General features: G+C 65.4%; 13 protein-coding genes and 2 pseudogenes. 3 read left to right on the top strand and 12 right to left on the bottom strand.

Going from position 1 to position 19346, the window contains the following annotated elements; translation table 11 throughout:
* The first annotated feature begins 42 nt into the window (after positions 1-42).
* Both LE197_RS06565 and LE197_RS06570 read left to right on the top strand, forming a co-directional pair.
* Entirely contained in the window at positions 43-1293 is a 1251-nt protein-coding gene (locus LE197_RS06565) for an McrC family protein (RefSeq protein ID WP_045175673.1), read from the top strand.
* A gap of 21 nt (positions 1294-1314) precedes the next feature.
* Positions 1315-4416 carry a type I restriction endonuclease subunit R gene (locus tag LE197_RS06570; protein ID WP_073666498.1) on the top strand — a complete coding sequence of 1034 codons (3102 nt, stop codon included), beginning with the start codon at positions 1315-1317 and terminating at the stop codon, positions 4414-4416.
* An 18-nt stretch (positions 4417-4434) separates the two neighbouring features.
* On the opposite strand, the pseudogene LE197_RS06575 reads toward LE197_RS06570, so the two are convergent.
* The 12 genes and pseudogenes from LE197_RS06575 to LE197_RS06630 all read right to left on the bottom strand — a co-directional run.
* Positions 4435-4773: pseudogene (locus LE197_RS06575) on the bottom strand (integrase); the annotation flags it as partial.
* A pseudogene (locus tag LE197_RS06580) lies at positions 4767-5075 on the bottom strand (ATP-binding protein); the annotation flags it as partial. The pseudogenes LE197_RS06580 and LE197_RS06575, both read right to left, overlap by 7 nt.
* A 27-nt stretch (positions 5076-5102) precedes the next feature.
* Positions 5103-5483 carry a nucleotide pyrophosphohydrolase gene (locus tag LE197_RS06585; RefSeq protein ID WP_003155927.1) on the bottom strand — a complete coding sequence of 127 codons (381 nt, stop codon included), beginning with the start codon at positions 5481-5483 and terminating at the stop codon, positions 5103-5105.
* Positions 5484-5878: 395 nt separating this feature from the next.
* Positions 5879-6103 carry a SymE family type I addiction module toxin gene (locus LE197_RS06590; RefSeq protein WP_015502756.1) on the bottom strand — a complete coding sequence of 75 codons (225 nt, stop codon included), beginning with the start codon at positions 6101-6103 and terminating at the stop codon, positions 5879-5881.
* A 164-nt stretch (positions 6104-6267) separates the two neighbouring features.
* On the bottom strand, positions 6268-7617 hold the full coding sequence (locus LE197_RS06595; RefSeq protein WP_061195361.1) for a hypothetical protein: 1350 nt from the start codon (positions 7615-7617) through the stop codon (positions 6268-6270).
* Entirely contained in the window at positions 7614-13910 is a 6297-nt protein-coding gene (locus LE197_RS06600; protein ID WP_196752258.1) for an AAA domain-containing protein, read from the bottom strand. The genes LE197_RS06595 and LE197_RS06600 overlap by 4 nt, the downstream gene beginning before the upstream one ends.
* 14 nt (positions 13911-13924) lie before the next feature.
* A complete protein-coding gene (locus tag LE197_RS06605) occupies positions 13925-14563 on the bottom strand; it encodes a 4Fe-4S single cluster domain-containing protein (protein WP_003090610.1) in 639 nt (212 codons plus the stop codon).
* A 1-nt stretch (position 14564) separates the two neighbouring features.
* On the bottom strand, positions 14565-16448 hold the full coding sequence (locus tag LE197_RS06610) for an AAA family ATPase (RefSeq protein WP_030046111.1): 1884 nt from the start codon (positions 16446-16448) through the stop codon (positions 14565-14567).
* 76 nt (positions 16449-16524) lie between these two features.
* The gene (locus LE197_RS06615) at positions 16525-17064 is read right to left on the bottom strand and encodes a hypothetical protein (RefSeq protein WP_016253328.1); all 540 of its coding nucleotides are present in this window, start codon (positions 17062-17064) and stop codon (positions 16525-16527) included.
* Positions 17065-17138: 74 nt separating this feature from the next.
* Positions 17139-17417, bottom strand: a complete 279-nt coding sequence (locus LE197_RS06620; RefSeq protein WP_004344335.1) for a hypothetical protein — start codon at positions 17415-17417, stop codon at positions 17139-17141.
* Between the two features lie 29 nt (positions 17418-17446).
* Positions 17447-17839 carry a GFA family protein gene (locus LE197_RS06625; protein ID WP_196752256.1) on the bottom strand — a complete coding sequence of 131 codons (393 nt, stop codon included), beginning with the start codon at positions 17837-17839 and terminating at the stop codon, positions 17447-17449.
* Between the two features lie 31 nt (positions 17840-17870).
* Positions 17871-18350 (bottom strand): VOC family protein, encoded by a 480-nt coding sequence (locus LE197_RS06630; RefSeq protein ID WP_003090600.1) that lies wholly within the window; start codon positions 18348-18350, stop codon positions 17871-17873.
* A gap of 192 nt (positions 18351-18542) precedes the next feature.
* Here LE197_RS06630 and LE197_RS06635 point away from each other — a divergent pair, with 192 nt between their 5' ends.
* The gene (locus LE197_RS06635) at positions 18543-19181 is read left to right on the top strand and encodes a DUF6348 family protein (protein ID WP_019486046.1); all 639 of its coding nucleotides are present in this window, start codon (positions 18543-18545) and stop codon (positions 19179-19181) included.
* Positions 19182-19346: the final 165 nt, after the last annotated feature.

Genomic DNA, 19346 nt, shown 5'->3' on the forward strand with positions numbered 1-19346 from the left:
ATCACCATCCGTGAATACGCTCGCCTCACTACCGAGGCGGTAATGCCTTCGCTGGATGAGGCCCAAATTTCGAACAGTGCCTTTGACTGGCTCTGCGAGCTAAGTGCTTGTTTTAACCGGGGCGGAGCCACGCTTCTGCAGGTGGAGGGGCGCCGTTCGCTGAAGTGGGATAGCTACGTAGGCGTACTGGAAACGCCCTGCGGTACGCGGCTGGAAATTCTTCCCAAACATCATCAGCAGGATGATTGCAGGCGGAAAAGCAGAGCGCTGTTGCGCAAGCTTATTCAGAGCGCTTTGTCGTTGAAGCCTCGAGAGATATCGGCAACTAGCCTCGAACTGTTCGACGCGCCCCTAAGTGAGTGGGTAATGGGGCAGTTTCTCAACGAGTTGGACCTGCTGATTAAGCGTGGCGTGCGCTTCGATTACCAACGTCTGGAAGAAGAGCAGCGCTTTCTACGTGGCCAGCTCAACATGGTGGCACAAATGCGCCAACCGCCGGGGCGGCAGCATCACTTCCAGATCCGCCACGATGTGTTCTTGCCTGATCGAGCAGAGAACCGCCTGCTGAAGTTGGCGTTGGAACTGGTGGCCAAGACCACGCAGGACGCTGCTAACTGGCGTCTGGCAAGTGAGCTGCGCGCTATGCTAGCTGAGATGCCTGCTAGTCGCCACGTAAGCATGGACCTGCGCGCCTGGAGCTGTGATCGACTGATGGCGCATTACCAGGCAATTAAGCCTTGGTGCGAGTTGATCCTCCAGCAGCAGATGCCCGTTGCTGTGACTGGACAATGGCAAGGCATGAGCCTGCTCTTCCCGATGGAAAAGCTGTTTGAGTCTTATGTGGAGCGCTGGTTGCGGCAGCAATTGGTTGTAGGAGCACGACTAACGTCGCAGGCCGCACGCCATAGCCTTTGTGTGCACGATCAACGCGTCATGTTTCGTTTGGAACCTGACCTCTTGCTGGAGAGTGGTCAAAAGGCCTGGGTGCTGGATACTAAGTGGAAAAAGCTGGATGGAAGTGATCGGCAGAACAAGTACGGACTCAGTCAGGCGGATTTCTACCAGCTCTTTGCCTATGGGCAAAAATATCTTGGTGGGCAGGGGGAAATGGCGCTGATTTACCCACGATGGGCCGCCTTTGAGCGGCATCTGGCACCGTTCGAGTTCAGCCCAGAGTTGAAGCTCTGGGTGCTGCCCTTTGATCTGGACGCCGATACCTTGTTGGGGCTGGACCAGGTGGACTTTGCTCGCTGTATGCGCCAGCCGTGCTATGCCTTGGACTTGCTGGCTTAAGAGAAGGATTGAGGTTTGGGAATGACCGAAGACCAACTGGAACAGGACGCCCTCGGCTGGTTGAGTGAGCTGGGTTACCAGCATTTGTACGGGCCGGATATCTCCCATGAGGGAGCTAATTCCGAGCGCGAAAGCTATCGAGATGTGTTGCTGGCGATGCGCTTGCGTACGGCGATTGCCCGGCTGAATCCGCAGGTGCCGCTGGCCGCACGCGAAGATGCTTTGCGACAGGTGCTGGATCTCGGATTGCCCGTGCAACTTTCGGCGAATCGCCTGTTTCATCGCCTGCTGGTCAACGGCGTGCCCGTTCAGTACCAGAAAGAGGGTGAAACCCGCGGCGATTTTGTGCGGCTGATCGATTGGGTTGATGTTAGGGCCAACGAGTGGCTGGCTATCAATCAATTCAGCATTCAAGGGCTCAAGCATACGCGACGGCCGGACATCATCTTGTTCGTTAATGGCCTTCCACTGGTGCTGCTGGAGCTGAAAAATCCAGCCGATGTGAATGCCGACCTGATGAAGGCTTTCGACCAGATACAAACCTACAAAGAGCAGATTCCTGACGTTTTCCACTACAACGAGATTCTGGTTATCAGCGACGGCAGTGAGGCGCGTATGGGCTCGCTGTCGGCCGATATTGAACGTTTTGCGCGCTGGCGCACAATTGATGGCGAGAAGCTTGATCCACTAGGCGAATTCAACGAGCTAGAGACTCTGATTCGCGGGGTCTTGGCGCCGGAGCTGTTGCTGGACTATCTGCGTTATTTCGTCCTTTTCGAGGACGATGGTCGATTTTTCAAGAAGATTGCCGGTTACCACCAGTTCCACGCTGTGCGGGCGGCAATCTGCCAGGTGGTTCAAGCTTCAAGGCCTGGCGGCACGCACAAGGGGGGGGTGGTTTGGCATACCCAGGGTTCGGGCAAAAGTATCACCATGACCTGCTTCGCTGCCCGGGTGATGCAGGCCGCCGAAATGGAGAACCCAACCATCGTCGTTATTACGGACCGCAACGACCTTGATGGCCAATTGTTCGGAGTATTCTCCCTCTCGCAAGATTTGCTTCGCGAGCAGCCTGTTCAGGCCACGACCCGTGGAGATTTGCGAGAGAAACTGGGTAACCGCCCCAGCGGCGGCGTTGTTTTTGCCACCATCCAGAAGTTCATGCCAGGGGAGGACGAGGACAGCTTCCCAGTCCTTTCTACCCGCTCGAACATCGTGGTAATCGCCGATGAGGCTCATCGTACCCAGTACGGTTTCAATGCTGAGCTGAAGGTGGACACGCTTAAGGTCGCGGAGGGGCAGGCTCGCTATCAGGTGGGCTATGCCCAGCACCTGCGCGACGCCCTGCCTAACGCAACTTTCGTCGCTTTTACCGGTACACCGGTTTCTAGTGAGGACCGTGACACGCGCGCGGTCTTCGGCGATTACATCCACGTCTATGACATGCAGCAGGCCAAGGAAGACGGTGCCACGGTGGCCATCTTCTACGAGTCGCGCCTTGCCAAGTTGGCTCTCAATGAAAGCGAGCTACCACAGATCGATGATCAGGTGGACGAGCTGGCCGAGGATGAGGAGGAAGATCAGCAATCACGCCTGAAGTCCCGATGGGCCGCTCTGGAAAAAGTTGTCGGAGCCGAGCCTCGCCTGAAGCGTGTAGCGGCTGACCTGGTGACGCATTTTGAGGAGCGCAATCAGGCTCAGCAGGGCAAGGCAATGATTGTGGCCATGAGTCGCGAGATCTGTGTGCATCTGTATAGCGAGATCATCGCACTGCGTCCTGAATGGCATGACGAGGATCCCGAGAAGGGGACGATCAAAATCGTGATGACCGGCAGCGCCTCGGATAAGCCCCTGCTGCGCCCGCACATCTATCCCTATCAGGTAAAGAAACGCCTTGAAAAGCGCTTTAAGGATCCGAAGGATCCGCTGCAGCTAGTGATTGTGAGAGACATGTGGCTGACGGGCTTCGATGCGCCCTGCGTACATACGCTGTACGTGGACAAGCCGATGAAAGGCCACAACCTGATGCAGGCCATCGCTCGTGTGAACCGCGTGTTCAAGGACAAGCAGGGTGGCCTGGTGGTGGATTACATCGGTATTGCTAACGAGCTAAAGGCCGCTTTGAAGGAGTACACCGCAAGCAAAGGGCGTGGCCGGCCGACAGTGGACGCTCACGAAGCCTATGCCGTGCTTGAGGAAAAACTCGATGTTCTGCGTGCCATGCTGCATGGTTTCGACTACAGCGATTTTATTATCGGCGGGCACAAGCTATTGGCTGGTGCAGCAAACCATGTCCTTGGATTAGAAGATGGTAAGAGACGCTTTGCCGATAATGCCTTAGCCATGAGCAAGGCATTCAGTTTGTGCTGCACCTTAGATGAGGCTAAGGCCGTGCGTGAAGAGGTGGCATTCATGCAGGCGATTAAAGTTTTGCTCACTAAGCGAGAAATCAGCGCGAAGAAGAAAACGGATGAAGAGCGTGACTTGGCTATTCGTCAAATTATCTGTAATGCCGTAGTTTCTGGCGAAGTGGTTGATGTGTTTGCGGCGGTTGGATTAGAAAAGCCAAATATCGGATTGCTGGATGAGGATTTCCTTTCTGAGATTAGAAGTCTTCCAGAAAGAAATCTTGCAGTTGAGCTCCTGGAGCGGCTTTTGGAAGGGGAAATCAAGAGCAAGTTTTCCAGTAACCTTGCGCAGGAAAAAAAGTTTTCAGAGCTTTTGGGGGATGTAATCAAGCGATATCAGAATCGCTCTATTGAGACAGCCCAGGTCATCGAGGAACTTATCGAAATGGCCAAGAAGTTTGCCGCCGCTAGCAAGCGTGGTGAAAAGCTTGGACTGAATGATGATGAGTTGTCGTTCTACGATGCTTTGGCAAACAACGAGTCATCTGTGCGTGAACTAGGCGATGAGACTCTAGCTAAGATTGCCCATGAGCTGACCGAGAGCCTACGCCAGAACGTAACTGTGGATTGGAATAATCGCGACAGCGTGCGCGCAAAGCTTCGGCTCTTAGTCAAGCGAATTCTAAGGAAATATAAGTATCCTCCAGATCAGCAGGAAACTGCGGCACAGCTGGTGTTGGCTCAGGCAGAAGCGCTCTGCAGTACATGGATGTAGTGTCGGCTTTTGGAGTTTCTAGCTCTTACTTTCGCTGTGAATCTCGCTAGAGTTGAGAATATTTTCTAGCCTGCGTCCAAGTTGGCTCCATGCCAAGGTTTTCTCTTCGGCGTAGTCATGATGGAGATAGTGCCTGCGTACTTTTGAGCCGCCCAACAGGTGGTTTTGGCAGCGGTCAATGATTTCAAGCGTGATGCCGAGTTCCTGCATCATGGTCGCGCCAGTGCGGCGCAAGTCATGCGGTGTCCATTCACCTTTGGAGCCCTTGCTTAGCACCAGAGAGTCGTCATGGTGGCGACCTGCAAGCGGCTTGCTGCGATTCTTGAATCGGCACTGCCGATCGCCGATCAGCTTGCTTGCTTCAGTTCAATCAGCACCGCGTTCTTGGCTCCCGACTCGTCGCGCCCGGTGAGGGTGATGTCGATGCGCTTGGAGGTCTGGGGGATATGCAGCTCGATGGCCAGGCCTGTGTCGTCGGGCACTTCCTCGTCGCGCAGCACCTTGGCCATGTAGCCGAGGGAGCCTTTCCACGAGTTGATTTCCGAGTTGCCGACGCTTTTGCCGGTGACCGCCTTGAAATGCTGGAGGATCACTTCTTCGATATCGTCGTTGTCGCTGTCTTGCAGGAACTGCTTCTTGGTCGCTTCGTAAACGATCACGTCGATCTTCCCTGATATGGCCTTTCTTCAGAACTGGTCGTATTTCTTGCTGCTATTCCGGGCTTTCTCTACCGGGTATTTCCGGTTGTTCTGCTCCAGCTTCTGCCGGGCGGCGGCATCCAGGTCGACGCCGAGGACCGAGGCCAGGCGCACCAGGTACATGAGTACGTCGGCCAGTTCGTCCTGCACCGCCTGGGCGGTGTCGGGATGGCGCGCGGCGTCTTTCGACTGCTCCTCGTCCATCCATTGGAAGATCTCGCTGAGTTCGCCAACCTCGCCGGTCAGGGCCATGACCAGGTTCTTCGGCGAGTGGAACTGGGCCCAGTTGCGCTCGGCGGCGAAACGTTCGAGGGCGGCGGCGAGCTGGCCGACGTCTACCAGGGAGGAGGGGGGCGATGCGTTTGTCACGGCGATATCCAGGAATCTTTTCGGGCTGGCGGCGAGGCGGGGCCTCGGGCGTCTGCGACGCCATTGCCCGCCACCATACTTCCTTCAGACGAAGGGAGAAAGATCGTAGGGATTCTTCATGGGATAGGGGGGCTACAAGCTGTAGGATGTGCTCCTGGCGAATCGTCAGCCACCCATAGGTTTTTTGCTGCTACCTGTAGTCCAGGAGTTCGCTTCACGCTGAGCTTGCTCTCCCATGCTGGCTTCAGCTCGAGGAGACAAGGGTGTCTGAGCGACGTTTTCCTACGATGCCTGGTGCGCGAGCGCAGGGCGAGATGCGGCAGGAATGGGATGAAGGTTCACAGAGAAACCAGCGCCCCCTGAGCAGATACCCTCTGCCCGAGGGGCGCTTGGCCTCAATCCTCAACTACGTGCATGACAAGGCGCCGCCTGGTGACCTGAATGCTCACCTTGCAGCCAACCTCAAAGCCCGCAGCCTCCAGCCAGTCGCCACTCAAGCGCAGGTAGGGAATTGGCCGTGGCTTGCCACGACGTTCCCAATCGCTATGACGGCTTTCATAGAGCTGGTAGCCGATCGTTAGAAGTCGAGAGTTCGAAAGAGGGGATTTCTGGGTAGCCATGATTTTTTCCTGTGTAGGTAAAAAACCGCTTGGCTTTCGGGAGCGGCTAACCGCCTAGAGAAGGTGTGTTCAGCACCTGGCCGGCAGGGTAGCGAGGGGGCATCCAGGGGTCAAGCGATGGGCTGCCCGGATCGAATGCCTCGCCGCGGCGCCAGCCGGCCCCTTCACAACCCCCTCTGCCGCACCACCCCCATCTCCCGCTGCTCCTCCTCGCCAATCTCCTTCAACGCCACTTCTCCCACTCCCAGCGCGCGTTCCACGCTGAGTTCGCCGCCCTGGGCGGCGAGCAGGGCCTGGAGGCGTTGGAATTCGCCGCACCAGAGGGTTTCGATGTCGCGGTCGCGCTGGCTGTCGCGGTTGGCGTTGAGGGCGACGGCGCGCAGTTGCAGGCGGCCGTTGTCGGCCTTGCCGCCGACTTCCAGGCCGTAGCCGGGGGTGGCGGGTTTGCGCAGGACGACCCTGCCGGTCTGCGCCCAGGCGGTGGCCATGCCTTCGCGGACTTCGTAGCCGAGGCTGGCGAGGCCCTGGAGCACGGCCTGGCGGCGGGCGAGGGCGGCCTGTTGCTGGAGGTGGGCGGTGAGGATGGCGTTGCATCGCTCGGTGAGTTCGGCGAGTTGCTGCGGATCGCTGTCGGGCTGGCAGGCGGCGGCGCGCTGGAGCAGTTCGGCGTGTTCGGCGGCGCCGAGGGCGGCGACTTCGCTGGCGAGGTCTTGCAGGTGTTCCAGTCGCTGGCGTTGCTGCTGGTGTTCGCGGGCGGCCTGGGCGAGGTTGAGAACCAGGCTGTCGAGCAGCAGGTTGCGGCGCTCCGGGCGCTGTTCGGCTTCGGCGCGGGCCAGTCGCTCGAGGAACGCTTGGGCGCTGGCCTCGCCTTGCAGCAGTTGCAGTTCGGCGATGTGCCGGTCGATGCGCGCCAGGCGCTGTTCGCGCGGGGCGTCCTGTTGCTGGCGGGCGCGCCACTGTTCCAGGGTGATGGGCGTTTCGTCGGTCTTCAGGCGCTGGGCGAGTTCGCGCTGGGCTGCGCTGAGGCGTTCTTCGGCGGGGGCGCTGGCGAGGGCGGCGAAGCCTTGGGCGAGCAGGGCTTCCGCGTCGTCGCGGAGGGCGCCGTTGGCCAGCGCTTGCAGGGTTTGCCGGAGTGCCGCGCTGGCGGCATCGGGCCTGGCGTCGAGGGCCTGGAGCAGGGCGCTGGCGTTTTCCTGGAGGCGGCGGTGTTGCTGGCGCGTTTCCGCGGCCTGGCGGATGGCGCGCTCTTCGCGTTCGGCGAGGTCGCGCTTGAGGAATTCGCTTTCGATCTTCACCTGTAGTTGCACGTCCAGCCAGCGTTCCTGTTCGAGCAGGGCGTGCAGGCTGGCGCGGCGGGCGTGGGCGGCGGCGCGCTCGGCGTCGCTGAGCTGGGCGAGCCGGCTGGCCTGGTTTTCCCAGCGCGCGAGGGCCTTGTCCAGGCGTTGCAGGTCGCGCTCGCAGGTGGCGATGGCTTCTTCCCGGGTGACGATTCGTACGACTTTCGGTCCGCTCATTGGGAGGCCTCCGCTGCTGCCGTGGGATGGGTTTCCGCGCTGGGCGCCAGGGCCTTCTCGATGGCGGCGCGCAGTCGCGCGCGTTCGTTGTCGCCGTCGTGGTACCAGCCCTGGGAGGAAACCCGGTGGAGGTGCGGGATCGCCCGCCGCAGCACCGAGGGTCGCCAGATTTCCCGGGCGCGGGCGCGTTCCAGCAGCGGGTGGCAGGGGGCGTCGCATTCGATGCCGATGGCGTAGAGGCCGGTGGCCGGGTTCTCGATGGCGAAGTCGAGGCCGAAGGCGTCGCCTTCGCTGGCGGGCGCGGCGGACCAGCCCAGCGAGCGGATGTACTCGCCGACGATCTCGCTGAAGCCGTCGTGCCGCTGGTAGTGCTGGCGGCGCTGGTCGCTGCGGTCGGTGTGCAGGCGCTCGAGCAGTTGGCCGGTACCGGCGAACTCGCCGGCGGACAGTGCGCGGGCGTATTCCAGGTAGCCTTGCAGGTAGTCGCGCGGGCTGCTCGGCGAGCGCTGGGTGCCGAGCATGTCGGAGATGTCGCCGATCGGCATCGAGGTGATCATCACCACCTTGCGCCGCGCGCGGGTCACCGCCACGTTGAGGCGGCGCTCGCCGCCGGTCTGCCCGAGCACGCCGAAGTTGCGCCGGAAGCTGCCCTGGCCGTTGCGGCCGAAGGTGGAGGAGAAGACGATCACGTCGCGCTCGTCGCCCTGCACGTTCTCCACGTTCTTCACGAACACGCCCATGTCCTCGCCGTCTTCGCTGCGCTCGCGCTCCTCGCTGTAGGCGGCGCGGAACGCCTCGTCCTGCTCGGCGCGCAGTTCCAGGCGCTCCTCGATGAGGTCGGCTTGCTTGCGGTTGAAGGTGACCACGCCCACCGACGGCCGCGCCGCGTAGGGTTGGCGCCAGAGTTCGGCGAGGTAGTCGACGACTCGCTCGGCCTCGCGCTCGTTGCTCTGGTTCTGGTACAGGCCGTTCACCTGGATCAGTTCCAGCGGCTTGATGCGCAGGATGTTGGCCTGCGGATGGCGTACCGGCACGCTCAGGCGGTTGCCGTAGAACGAGGCGTTGGAAAAGCCGATCAGCTCGCGGTAGGCCGAGCGGTAGTGGATCTGCAGGGTGGTGCTGGGCAGGGCGTTGCGCGCCAGTTGCAGGAGGTCCGGGCAGTCCTTGATCTCGCGGCGGTTCCAGGTGTCCTCGTAGGCTTCGCGCTGCTCCTCGTCGGCGTCCTCGTCGGGCGCTTCGCCGTCGAACAGCTCGGCCTCGTCGCTTTCCACGCGGCTGGAGAAGAACGCGGTCGGCGGCATCTGCTTCTCGTCGCCGCTGACCACCGTGACCCGCCCGCGATAGAGGGTCGGCAGGGCGAACTCCACCGGCATCTGCGAGGCTTCGTCGTAGATCACCATGTCGAACAGCCCGGCCTTGAGCGGCAGCACGCGGCTGGCCAGGTCGGGGTTCATCAGCCAGACCGGGCGCAGGCTCATCAGGCCGAGTTCGGCGCCCAGCTCGATGAACTCGCGCAGGCGCCGCGAGCGCTTGCCGGTCAGGCGGGTGACGTCTTCCCACTGCTTGCGGCTGCCCAGGCGCGCGGTGTCGATGCCCTTGCCGAGCAGTTCGCGGTTCAGCGCGCGCATCTGTACATCGGCTTCGGCGAGGCTGGCGACCCTGGCCCTGGCTTCGTCCTGGCTGAACAGCAGTTCCGGATTGTCTTGTTCCAGGCGCTGCTTCCAGCCCAGCCGCGCTTCGCGATTGAGCATGCGGCGCACCGTGGCTTCGAGTGCTTCGGCGGGAATCGCGTCGAGTCGTTCCTGGCGCTGGCGCAGCAGGGCCAGGAATTCCAGGTCGGTGGCTTCGAGCTGGCCGGCGCGGCCACGGAAGCGCTGGTAGGCGACCAGTTGCGGCAGCGCCTCGCGCAGGCGGCCGAGGGCCGGTAGGTTGCTCTGGTTGCCGGCGATGGCGCGGTGCAGCTGTTCCAGCAGTTCGTCGCCGAGCCAGTCGGCGAGCACCTTCAGTTTGTCCAGGCTGAGCTGGCGTGCGGCCTGGCGGATCAGCGCGGCGTCGAGGTCGCCGAGCAGCGCTTCGAAGCGCTGTTTCTCGCCGGTGAGGATCACCGCGTCGAGCTGCTCGGCGCGCGGCGCTTGGGCCAGGCCGCGAGCCAGGGTCTGGATCTCGCGCAGTTGCTGGCTGGCGTGGCCGGCCAGGCCGGTCAGTTCCGGACCGGCATCGGTGGCGACTGTCGCCAGCCCCAGGCTCTGTTGCAGCGCCGCCAGTTGCCGGCGCAGCGGCTGCCACTGGCGCTCCAGGTCGCAGGCGCCGAGGAGGGCGGCCAGGCGGCTGTCGTCGTCGGCCTCGCCGTGCTCGCGCAGGAAGCGCCGCAGGCGGCCGCGCCGCAGCAGGCGCAGCGGGTTGAGCCGGGCCAGCCAGGTGCGTGCCTCGAGCACCTGGCGGGCGTGGGCCTGGAAGCGTTCGAGGTTGTTCTCTTCGAGCATGGCGAGGGCCGGCGACAGCAGCGGCGCATGCCGTTCGAGGTCGAGCTGGCGCAGTTGCCGTTCGACCTGCTCGGCCTCCGCCAGCAGGCCGTCGCCACGGCTCGGCTGTCCTGGCGCGGCGTCGCGGAACAGCGGCAACCAGTGGGCCAGGCGCTGGCGTTGCTCCTCGCGCAAATGCAGCAGGGTACCGACCTGGCTTGCCAGCCAGGCGCGGTAGGGCGTCGGGTCGTCGACCTCGAAGCTCGCCGGGTGTTCGTCGAGGGCTTTCTGCCGGGCGTTCTCCGCTTCGCCGAAGGCGCGCAGGCTGTCGGCGAAGGCTTGCAGGGTGGCCTGGTCGGTGGCGAAGGCGCGCAGTTGCGCCAGCGGGCTGCCTTCATAGTGGGCCGGTAGCCAGAGGCGGACCAGCGGCGCGCAGTTTTCCTCCAGGCGCGCCAGGCTGCCGATGTCCAGCGCCGCCAGGCGCTGGCGCAGGGCCGGGAAGTCCAGCGGCGGCGAGCCTTTCTCCAGCTCGATCAGTTCGCCGAGCAGACGCCGGTAGCTCAGCCCGGTGGCCTCGTCCACGCGGTGCAGGCTCTGGTGGTAGCGGTCCAGTTCGCCTTCCAGCGCCTCGATACGCGCCGCCAGGCGCTCGCGCTGGTGCTCCCAGCCCTGGGCGCCGCCGGCGTCGGCGAACAGCGCTTCGAGTTGCTCGCGGATGTTGCGGATCACCGGTTCGCGGTCGCGGTTGACGTCGTTGAGCATGACGATGCGCTGGCCCAGGCCCTCGGCCACCAGGCGCTTGTGCACCACTTCCAGGGCGGCGTGCTTCTGGCAGACGATCAGCAGGCTGCGCTGGCGGCCGATGGCGTCGGCGACCATGTTGACGATGGTCTGGCTCTTGCCGGTACCGGGCGGGCCTTCCACCAGCAGCCCCGGGCTCTGCCGGGCCTGCAACACGGCGGCCTCCTGGGACGGGTCGCTGGCCACGGTGAAGTAGCGCTGCAACTCCGGCGGGCTCTCGCGGGCTTCCGGCTCGCCGTTCTCGCGCAGGCGCAGCGCGGTCTCCAGGCCAGTGCCGGAGGGCGGCAGGCTCTTCAACTGGCGCAGGTCCTCGCCGATCGCCTGGCCCATGAAGGTGACGTGGAACAGCACCGCGGCGCAGGCCAGTTGGTCCTGGTAGGGCGTGACCTCGGTGGAACTCGGCGGCAATCCTTCCAGCACCCGCCCGCGCGGGGTGGCGAGCAGGCCGAAGGCATCCATCACGTCGGCGGCGCGCAGCGCGGAGCGGCCGAGCAGTTCGTCGGCGACCTTGCGCCAGCGCTTGCACGGCTCGGGGCCGAGCAGGCTTTCCAGGGCCGGGTTGAGGCGCACTTCCTCGCGCTCGCCGTCGAAGGCCAGCGCCACCTGGCCACGGCTGCCGACTTCCAGCTGCAGCTTCAGCGGCCACAGCAGCAGCGGCACGATGCGCGTGCGGGTGGTGCCGCGCGGGTCGCGGTTGAGCAGGAAGGGGAAGCCCAGGTAGAGGCCGTCGATGCCGGTGTCGCGCTTGTACAGCGAGCTTTGCCGGGACAGCGCGTTGAGCCGCACTTCCAGTTGCGGGTTGGCGAGGAAGCTGTCCGGGTCGAGGCTCACCGCGCGGGCGTTGCGTTGCAGCAGGTGGTCGAGCAGAGCGGCGGCGGGGCGTCGCGCGCTATCCAGTTCGTTGAGGTCGATGCGTGGAGTGCTCTTGCCGATGCTCATGCGCACCAGCGGCCCGCGCATCACTGCGGCGACCACTTTCTTCTCGAAGAAATCGAGGATCTGCGACACGTACTGCTGCTTCTGCGGTTCCAGCCACTGTTCCGGCGGGATCGCCAGCAGCACCAGGACCCTCGCCAACGGCATGCGCCGCTCCAGGCGGAACTGCTCGGCCCATTCGTCGACCCTGGGCACGCCGCTGCGGGCGAAGCCGCTGATGCGTTCGTCGACGCGGCGGTACAGCTCCTGCCGCGAGTGCTGCAACAGGCCGCGCGCGGTCTCCGCGTCGAACAGGTGCACATCGGCGTCGCGGGCCAGGCCGGCGGCTTCCTCGACGATCGCCTCGGCGGCACGGAACTGGCCGATGTTGGCGCTGAGCAGGACGATCAGGTCTTCCTCGGCGATCACCCGGCGCTCGGCCAGGGCCAGCAGGCCGGGGTGCTCGGTGTCCGGCAGGAGGCGCTGGCGCTCCTGCCACTGCGCGGCGAGGCGCGCCCGCGAGGTCGACAGCAGGTAGATGCGCAACTGTTCTTCGGCGAGTTCGATGTGCTGATGCAGGGCGCGCTGGCGGACGTTCTCGGCGCGGGTCTTGAGCCGCGACAGCCAGCTTTCGGTGTGCAACTGTTCGAGCAGGTCGGGCACCGAGCCGCTGATCAGCCGGTAGCCTTCCAGCGGATGCTCCAGCAGCCAGCCGGGGGTGACGATCTCGCCGCGCTGGATCAGCGGGATTTCCGGGTTCAACAGCTTGAGCGCCAGCATCAGCCGGAAGTCGTCCTCCAGCCCCTCGTGCTGGGCCACCTGGCGCAGGCCGGCGAGCAGCCTGGGTGACAGGCCGATGTGCTCGGCCCAGGTGACGATCGCCCCGCGCAGCAGGTGGTCGAGGGCCTCCGCCCAGTGCTCGGCCTGGGCCGCGGCCAGGGCGAAGACCGTCGGCTTGCGGAAGCGCCGTGCGCCGAGGGCGATGCTGGCGCCTTCGGCGTCGTCCTTTTCGCTGTCCGCCGAGGCCGGCGCGTCCAACGCCTCGCCGTTCAGCCAGGCCTGTACCTGCGGCCACTGCCAGCGCTGGTGGCGGTCGCGTGCAAGCAGGCCGCGCAGCAGCAGGTGCAACTGCGGGTCGAGGTCGTCGGGCAGCGCTACGCCGTTGGCCAGCACGTGGATCAGGAAGGCGTTGGCGTTGACCCCTTCGAAGCAGGCGCCGCGGGTCAACTGCTCCAGCAGGATCATGCCCAGGCTCCACCAGTCGGAAGCCGCCGCCACGCCGCCGGCGATCGCCTCGGGGGCCATGTAGCGGCTGGTTTCCAGCGGCGAGACGATATCCAGGTCGAATTCCGACAGGCGCGCCGAGCCGAAGCCGCTGATCACCAGATCCAGCGGCTCGTGGCTGCGCACCAGCAGGCTGGCCGGGCGCAGGTCGCGGTGGCGCAGGCCGGCCTCGTTGAACACGTGCAGGGCGTGGCCCAGCTCGCGGACCACGTGGCGCACCGCCTCGCGGTCCTCCAGCACGGTGCCGAGGTCGGCGAGGCTGCCGCCGGTGAGTTCCTCGACCACTTCGTAGGCGCGCTCGTCCCAGCGGCCGGTGGCGAGGATTTCCGGTACGTGTTCGCGCGGCAGGCGGCGGATCACGTCGTAGATCGCCGGGTCCGGCTCGGCGCCCGGGCGATACAGGGTGAGCACCGCCTGGCGGGCGCTTTCCGCATGTTCGGCCAGGTAGCGCTCGCGCACGCCGTCGCTGCTGGCGATCTGCCGCAGCAGGCGCCAGCCGTCGATCAGGGTTTCCGTGACGGCGGGCTGCGGCGTGGCCTCGGCCTGCATCGGCAGCGGGCCTTCGGCCGGCGCGGCGCCGCACTCCAGGCACATCAGGTCGCCGGGTTGCAGCGGGTGGCCGTTGGCGCAGAGCGGGGCGGACGCCGCTGGCGGATCGCTGGCGGGCGGCGCGATGGCTTCCTGGGTCAGCACCGGCTGTGGTCGCCAGCCGGCGGGATGGATGGCTTCGGCGGAAAGGTCCCAGCCGCAGGGCTGGCCCTGGATCGAGCCTTCGCAGAAGATTTCCGAAAGCGAGCGTTCGCTCTGACAGTTGGGGCAGAAACGTATCATCGGTATCGATCCATTCAGCGCGGCCGATGGGCGCTGACGCTAAGTTGGTGGCCCTGTTCGCGCAGCAGGTCCTGTAGCCGCAGCAGGTCGTCGCGGCGCGGGATGCCGGCCATCCACACGCTGCCGTCATGGTCGAACATCAGGTCGAGGGCCTTGTCGTCTTCGCGCAGTGGCCGCTGGTAGCCGCCGAGGCGCGCGCGGCCGAGTTCGGTGAGCAGGCTCAGGCGCTGGTTGTCGCTGCCGCGCAGGGCCAGGCTCTGTTCGGCGTGCTGTTGGTAGGGGTCGCTGATCAGCGCGTCGATCAGCCCGGCGGCCTGTTCCAGTTGCGCGTGCAAATGCTCCAGCGGGTAGCCGCTGTAGACCAGGATGTCGGCGCGGCTGCGCTGGCGCAGTTCGCCGAGCAGGGCGAGGAGGGCAGCGAACTGCTCGAAGGGTTCGCCGCCGGAGACGGTGATGCCCTCGGCCTGCTCCAGCCATGGCTGGATGTCGGCGAGCAGGCGTGCCAGGGCGATGCGCCGCCGTCCCGGCCCCCAGGTATCGGCGGAGATGCAGCCGGGGCAGCGGATGCTACAGCCCTGGAACCAGATGCCCAGGCGCCGTCCCGGGCCCAGGGTGGTCACCGGGAAATGCACCCGCGACAGGCTCAGTTCCATCTCAGCGGCGTTCCAGGGTCAGGCCGTCGGCGTCCAGGGCGCTGATCAGGAAGCGCTCGCCCGGCTGCGCGTCCTGGTCGAACAGTGCCCGCGACAACGGGTTGAGCAGGCGCGCTTCGAGCTGGTTGCGGATGCCGCGGCCGCCGTTGGACAGGTCGCCCAGGCAGAGGTCGTGCAGCGCCTGGCGCGGCGCCTCGGCCAGTTCGATGACGAGGCGCTGCTCGCGGAGGTCGGCGAAGGTGCCGTCGACCATCTGGGTGAAGATCTGCTCGGCGACGTCGGCGCGGATGAAGTCGAAGACGATGATGTTCTCGCCGATCCGGTTGAGGATTTCCGGGCGGTTGAGAACCAGCTTGAAGTAGCGCTCGATCTCGCCGTGGACCTTGCCCTGCACCGCCTCGAAGGGCTCGCCGGGGAGCACGTTGGCGACCCGTTCGCCGTTTTCCCCCTGGCGGTAGATGCCCAGGTTCGAGGTGAACACGATCAGCGCCTCGGAGAAGTACACGCGATCGCCGCGCCCGGAGGTGAGCACGCCGTCGTCGAGGATCTGCAGGAACTTGTCGAGGATCCGGGGGTGGGCTTTCTCGATCTCGTCGAAGAGCACCACGCTGAAGGGTTTTTCGCGGATCGCGTTGGTCAGTTCGCCGCCGACGTCGTAGCCGACGTAGCCGGGCGGCGCGCCGATCAGGCGCTGGTCGGCATGCTCGGCGCTGAACTCGGACATGTCGAAGCGGATGTAGGCGCTCTCGTCGCCGAACAGCAGGCTGGTGACGGTCTTCGCCAGCTCGGTCTTGCCGACCCCGGTGGGCCCGGCGAGGAATGCCACGCCGCGCGGGCGGTTGCCCTTGCGGCTGGCGCCGACCCCGGTCATCGCGCGCTTGACGATGTCCAGCATGTGGGTCACCGCGTGCTGCTGGCCCTTGACCCGGCGGCGGACGATCTCGTCGGCCTGGCGGATGCGCTGGCGGTCGATCTTCAGCCAGGGGTCTTCGGTGACGCCGACCTTGTAGCGGCGCACGGCGTCGGCGATGCGTTCCATGGCCAGGCCTTCCACGCGCGCCAACTGGACGATGGCGTTGAGATCGAGGAGCAGCAGGCCTTCGGTGTTCTCGACGAAGGTCGCGGTGGCCTGTTGCAGGGCCTCCTCGGCGACGCCCGCGCCGCCGAGCCCGCGGAGCAGCGCCGGGGCCAGGGCCCGGCGCGCCGGCTGGTCGGGCTTCGACACCGGGATATGGCGCAGGCGCGGGTTGTCCACCAGCAGCCAGTCGGGCAGGTCGCCTTCCTTTTCCACCACCCACAGTACGCTGTTGAAGAACGGTTTGCGCTGTTCCCCGGCGGGACGGCTGCGGGCCTGGTGGGAGAGCACCAGGGCCTGGGTGAACAACTGATGCTCGGCGGCGCTCAGGGCGTCGTTGCGCACCGCCAGGCGCGAGGCGAAGTCGACGATCAGGGCGATCGGCTCGCCGCTACGGTTGACCAGGCGTTGCAGGGTCGCGCCGAGTAGGTCGATGCCGGCCGGCGCGGCGCCGTCCACCGGGGTCAGGCCGAGGTCGAGAAGCACCTGCGGAGTGGCCCCCGCCTCGCTGCCCGGCCGGCCGAGCACGCGGAACCCGGCCAGCGGATCCCAGGCCAGCACCTGGGCGTAGCCGGCGTCCAGCAGGGCGTCGCAGAGGGTCTGGTTGAAGCTCTGCGCGGTGACCGTACCCGGCACCACTTCGCAGGCTTGCAGGTCGCGGATGTTCCCGGAGAGGACGAATTGACTCTTGAGGGGCAGGAAGCGCAGGAGGTCGCGCAACCAGCGTGGCTTTTCGAACAGTGCAGTCCCTGGCATCGATAGTCGCTCACAGCGTGTGTCGTGGCCACAGCATATTGCCCCGAGGGCCATGTCTCCAACCCTGACCTCGCCGGAGGCGACGAAAACCGCTACGAGTTCCGGGTGCCAGACTTGGCGGAGCGCCTGCTTAACCGTCGTAGCTCCGGCAGCCCCAGCGGAACGCCTGCGCCGCCGCCTCGATCCCGCGGCCGATCACCAGGCGCGGCGGGCTTTCGTCGAGGCCGGGACGCGGCGACAGCGGCCGGCTGTAGAGCACCTCCAGCTCGCCGAAACCATCCAGCGCGGCGCGTTCCGCCGGGTGCGGCGTCGCGCCCTGGCGCCGGGCGAAGTCTTCGAGGTCGCCCTCGGCGTAGGCCATCACCAGCACGCCGCTGTCGCCGCGTACCCGCACCGCGTTCACCAGGCTACCGTCGATGCGCAGCGGGGTGGCGAAGCGGTAGAGCAGGTCGAGGGTCTCGCCGGGCGCGCGATCCAGCACTTCGACGCCCTCGGCGCGCAGGCGCTCGGCGGTTGCGCGGTCGCGGCCGTCGGGGAAGTCGACGCGGCAGTGCAGGGCGTCGGCGAACAGCGCGGTCAGGTTCGGTGCTGGCGGGGCAGGGGACGTGCAGGCGGCCGGCAGGAGAAGCGCCAGGCCGGCGGCGAGACGGAGCAGGTAGGGGCGGGTCATGTAGCCTTCCGTTGGCGGACAGTGCGGTGGGAGAAATTGCCAGCAGACGCTTCCGCGATACTGGCGGCCTGCGCTCAGAGCAGTACGGGCAGCGCGTCTTCGCCCAGCCCCGCTTCCCTCAATCGAGCCCTGGCCCTGGCGGTCGCGCGCACGGCGTCTAGGTCGCAGCAGAGAGGAATATAGACCGGATCGAAGCCTTCGAGCACCAGGTAGGTGGAGGCCTGGCCGCGGGCATTCAGGTAGGCGTTGAAAGCCTGGTCGGCCGGGCGCAGAAAGACATCGCACCAGTACGGCAAGCGCTGCGCGAAGAGCGCCTTGGCGATCTCCAGGTGCTCTTCGAACAGTTCGTCCATGCTGCCTCCCTTCTCCTGCTGGAACAACGTCACTCTTCGCTGCGTCCGTCGCCTTCGCGATCTCTTTCATAGTGCCGTGCCAGCGGAAACGCCGGCAACCAGCCCTCGCGGCGGCCGGTCCAGAGTTCGTAGGTGGGCTGGAACCGGTCGGGAGCGTCGAGGGCGCCGAGGCTGACCTCGATCTCGTCGGCGCTGCGCGAGAACACCGAGGAGCCGCACTGCGGACAGAAGAAACGCCCGGCATAGTCGCGGGTCTCGCCTTCTATGCTCACCGCCTCCTCGGGAAAGATCGCCGAAGCGTGGAATAGCGCGCCGTGGTGCTTGCGGCAGTCGAGGCAGTGGCAGAGCCCGACCCGGTAGGGGCGGCCGCTCGCCACCAGGCGGACCTTGCCGCAGAGGCAGCCGCCGGTGAATCGATCCATTTCGTGACTCCTTTGCAAGGCGTTGGGGCGCTCAGCCCTTGAAGGCCTTCTCTATGGTGGCGATATCGATCCTGCCCATCGTCATCATCGCCTCGAAGGCGCGCCTGGCCGCCGCGCGGTCGGGGCTGGCGATGGCTTCGCTGAGAACACGCGGGGTGATCTGCCAGGAGATGCCCCATTTGTCGCGGCACCAGCCGCAGGCGCTTTCCTCGCCGCCATTGTCGACGATGGCGTTCCACAGGCGGTCGGTCTCGGCCTGGTCGTCGGTGGCGACCTGGAAGGAGAACGCTTCGCTGTGGCGGAAGGCCGGGCCGCCGTTGAGGCCGAGGCAGGGAATGCCCATCACCCGGAACTCCACCGTCAGCACGTCACCCTCCTTGCCGGAAGGATAGTCGCCGGGCGCACGATGGACAGCCAGCACGGCGCTGTCAGGAAATGTCTCGGCGTAGAAGGTCGCGGCCTCCAGGGCGGCACTGTCGTACCAGAGGCAGATGGTGTTCTTGCTGATCATGGCGAGGTCTCCACGGGCGGGGTCGACCCCGCCAGTCTAGTCGGCTGGCGTGCGGCGACCTGGGCAGGCGCCGAACGGGAGGTCGCGCCGCGAGTGCCGATCTGCGCTACCCTATGCCGCGTTTCGCCCGGCCTCGCCGGGCTTTCCGGGCAGCGCCTCGGCGGCGCGCCCTCGACCATGCAAGGACAACCCATGGAAGCGGTCTCCGTCTCGCAGCATCTGGCTGCTCTGTTCGAATCCCACCGGATCGACTGCGTCGTGCACGGCGAATGGGTGGCGCCAGCCGGGCGGCTACCGGCGATCCGCGCCACCTGGTATGCGGGGGAGAAGACCGGACGGCTGGATGTCGACGTGCTGCTGGAGGACGAGCGCCAGTTGCAGGAAGCCTTCGCCGGCATCGGCAGCGGCGAGGATGGCTTGCAGGACGCGTTGCGTAACTTCGCCTCCAACTCTTTCCACGTGCTGCTTTCCGCGCTCTGGGGCCAGGCCGAGGAGGACCAGGTGATGGTGGAGACCTGGGAGATCGGCGAGCGGCGTTTCGAGGTGCATATCGGCAACCTCGGCCTGCGCGGCGCCGAGGGCAAGGCGCCACCGCTGCCGGCCGGGCTGTTCCCGAGCATCGAGCGGGCGATCCGCGCCGAGCCGCTGGACGCGCGCCTGCACTGGTTCCGGCATTTCTTCTGTGCCTTCGGCAACCAGCGCACGGTGGAGGCGCTGTTCGACAACCAGCCGTGGGAGGCCGGCATGCAGAACCTGGCCGCTCTCGACTGGCAGGATTCGCAGGGTTACTACAGCGTGCGCAACTTCCTCATGCTCAAGCCGCTGGCGTAGGCCGCCGCGTCGCGAAGCCCGCAAGGCGGACCGGTCGATGGCGGCTCCATCCATATCAGGTCGCCCTTCGACGAGTTCGACCCCTACCACACGACCAGCACTGCGACGATCCTGCGGCCCCTGGCCGACGGGACGATGCAGAATCGTTCTTCATCGGCAAGCGGC

It is taken from the genome of Pseudomonas sp. PS1(2021) (assembly GCF_020405165.1).
Lineage (GTDB): Bacteria > Pseudomonadota > Gammaproteobacteria > Pseudomonadales > Pseudomonadaceae > Pseudomonas > Pseudomonas aeruginosa.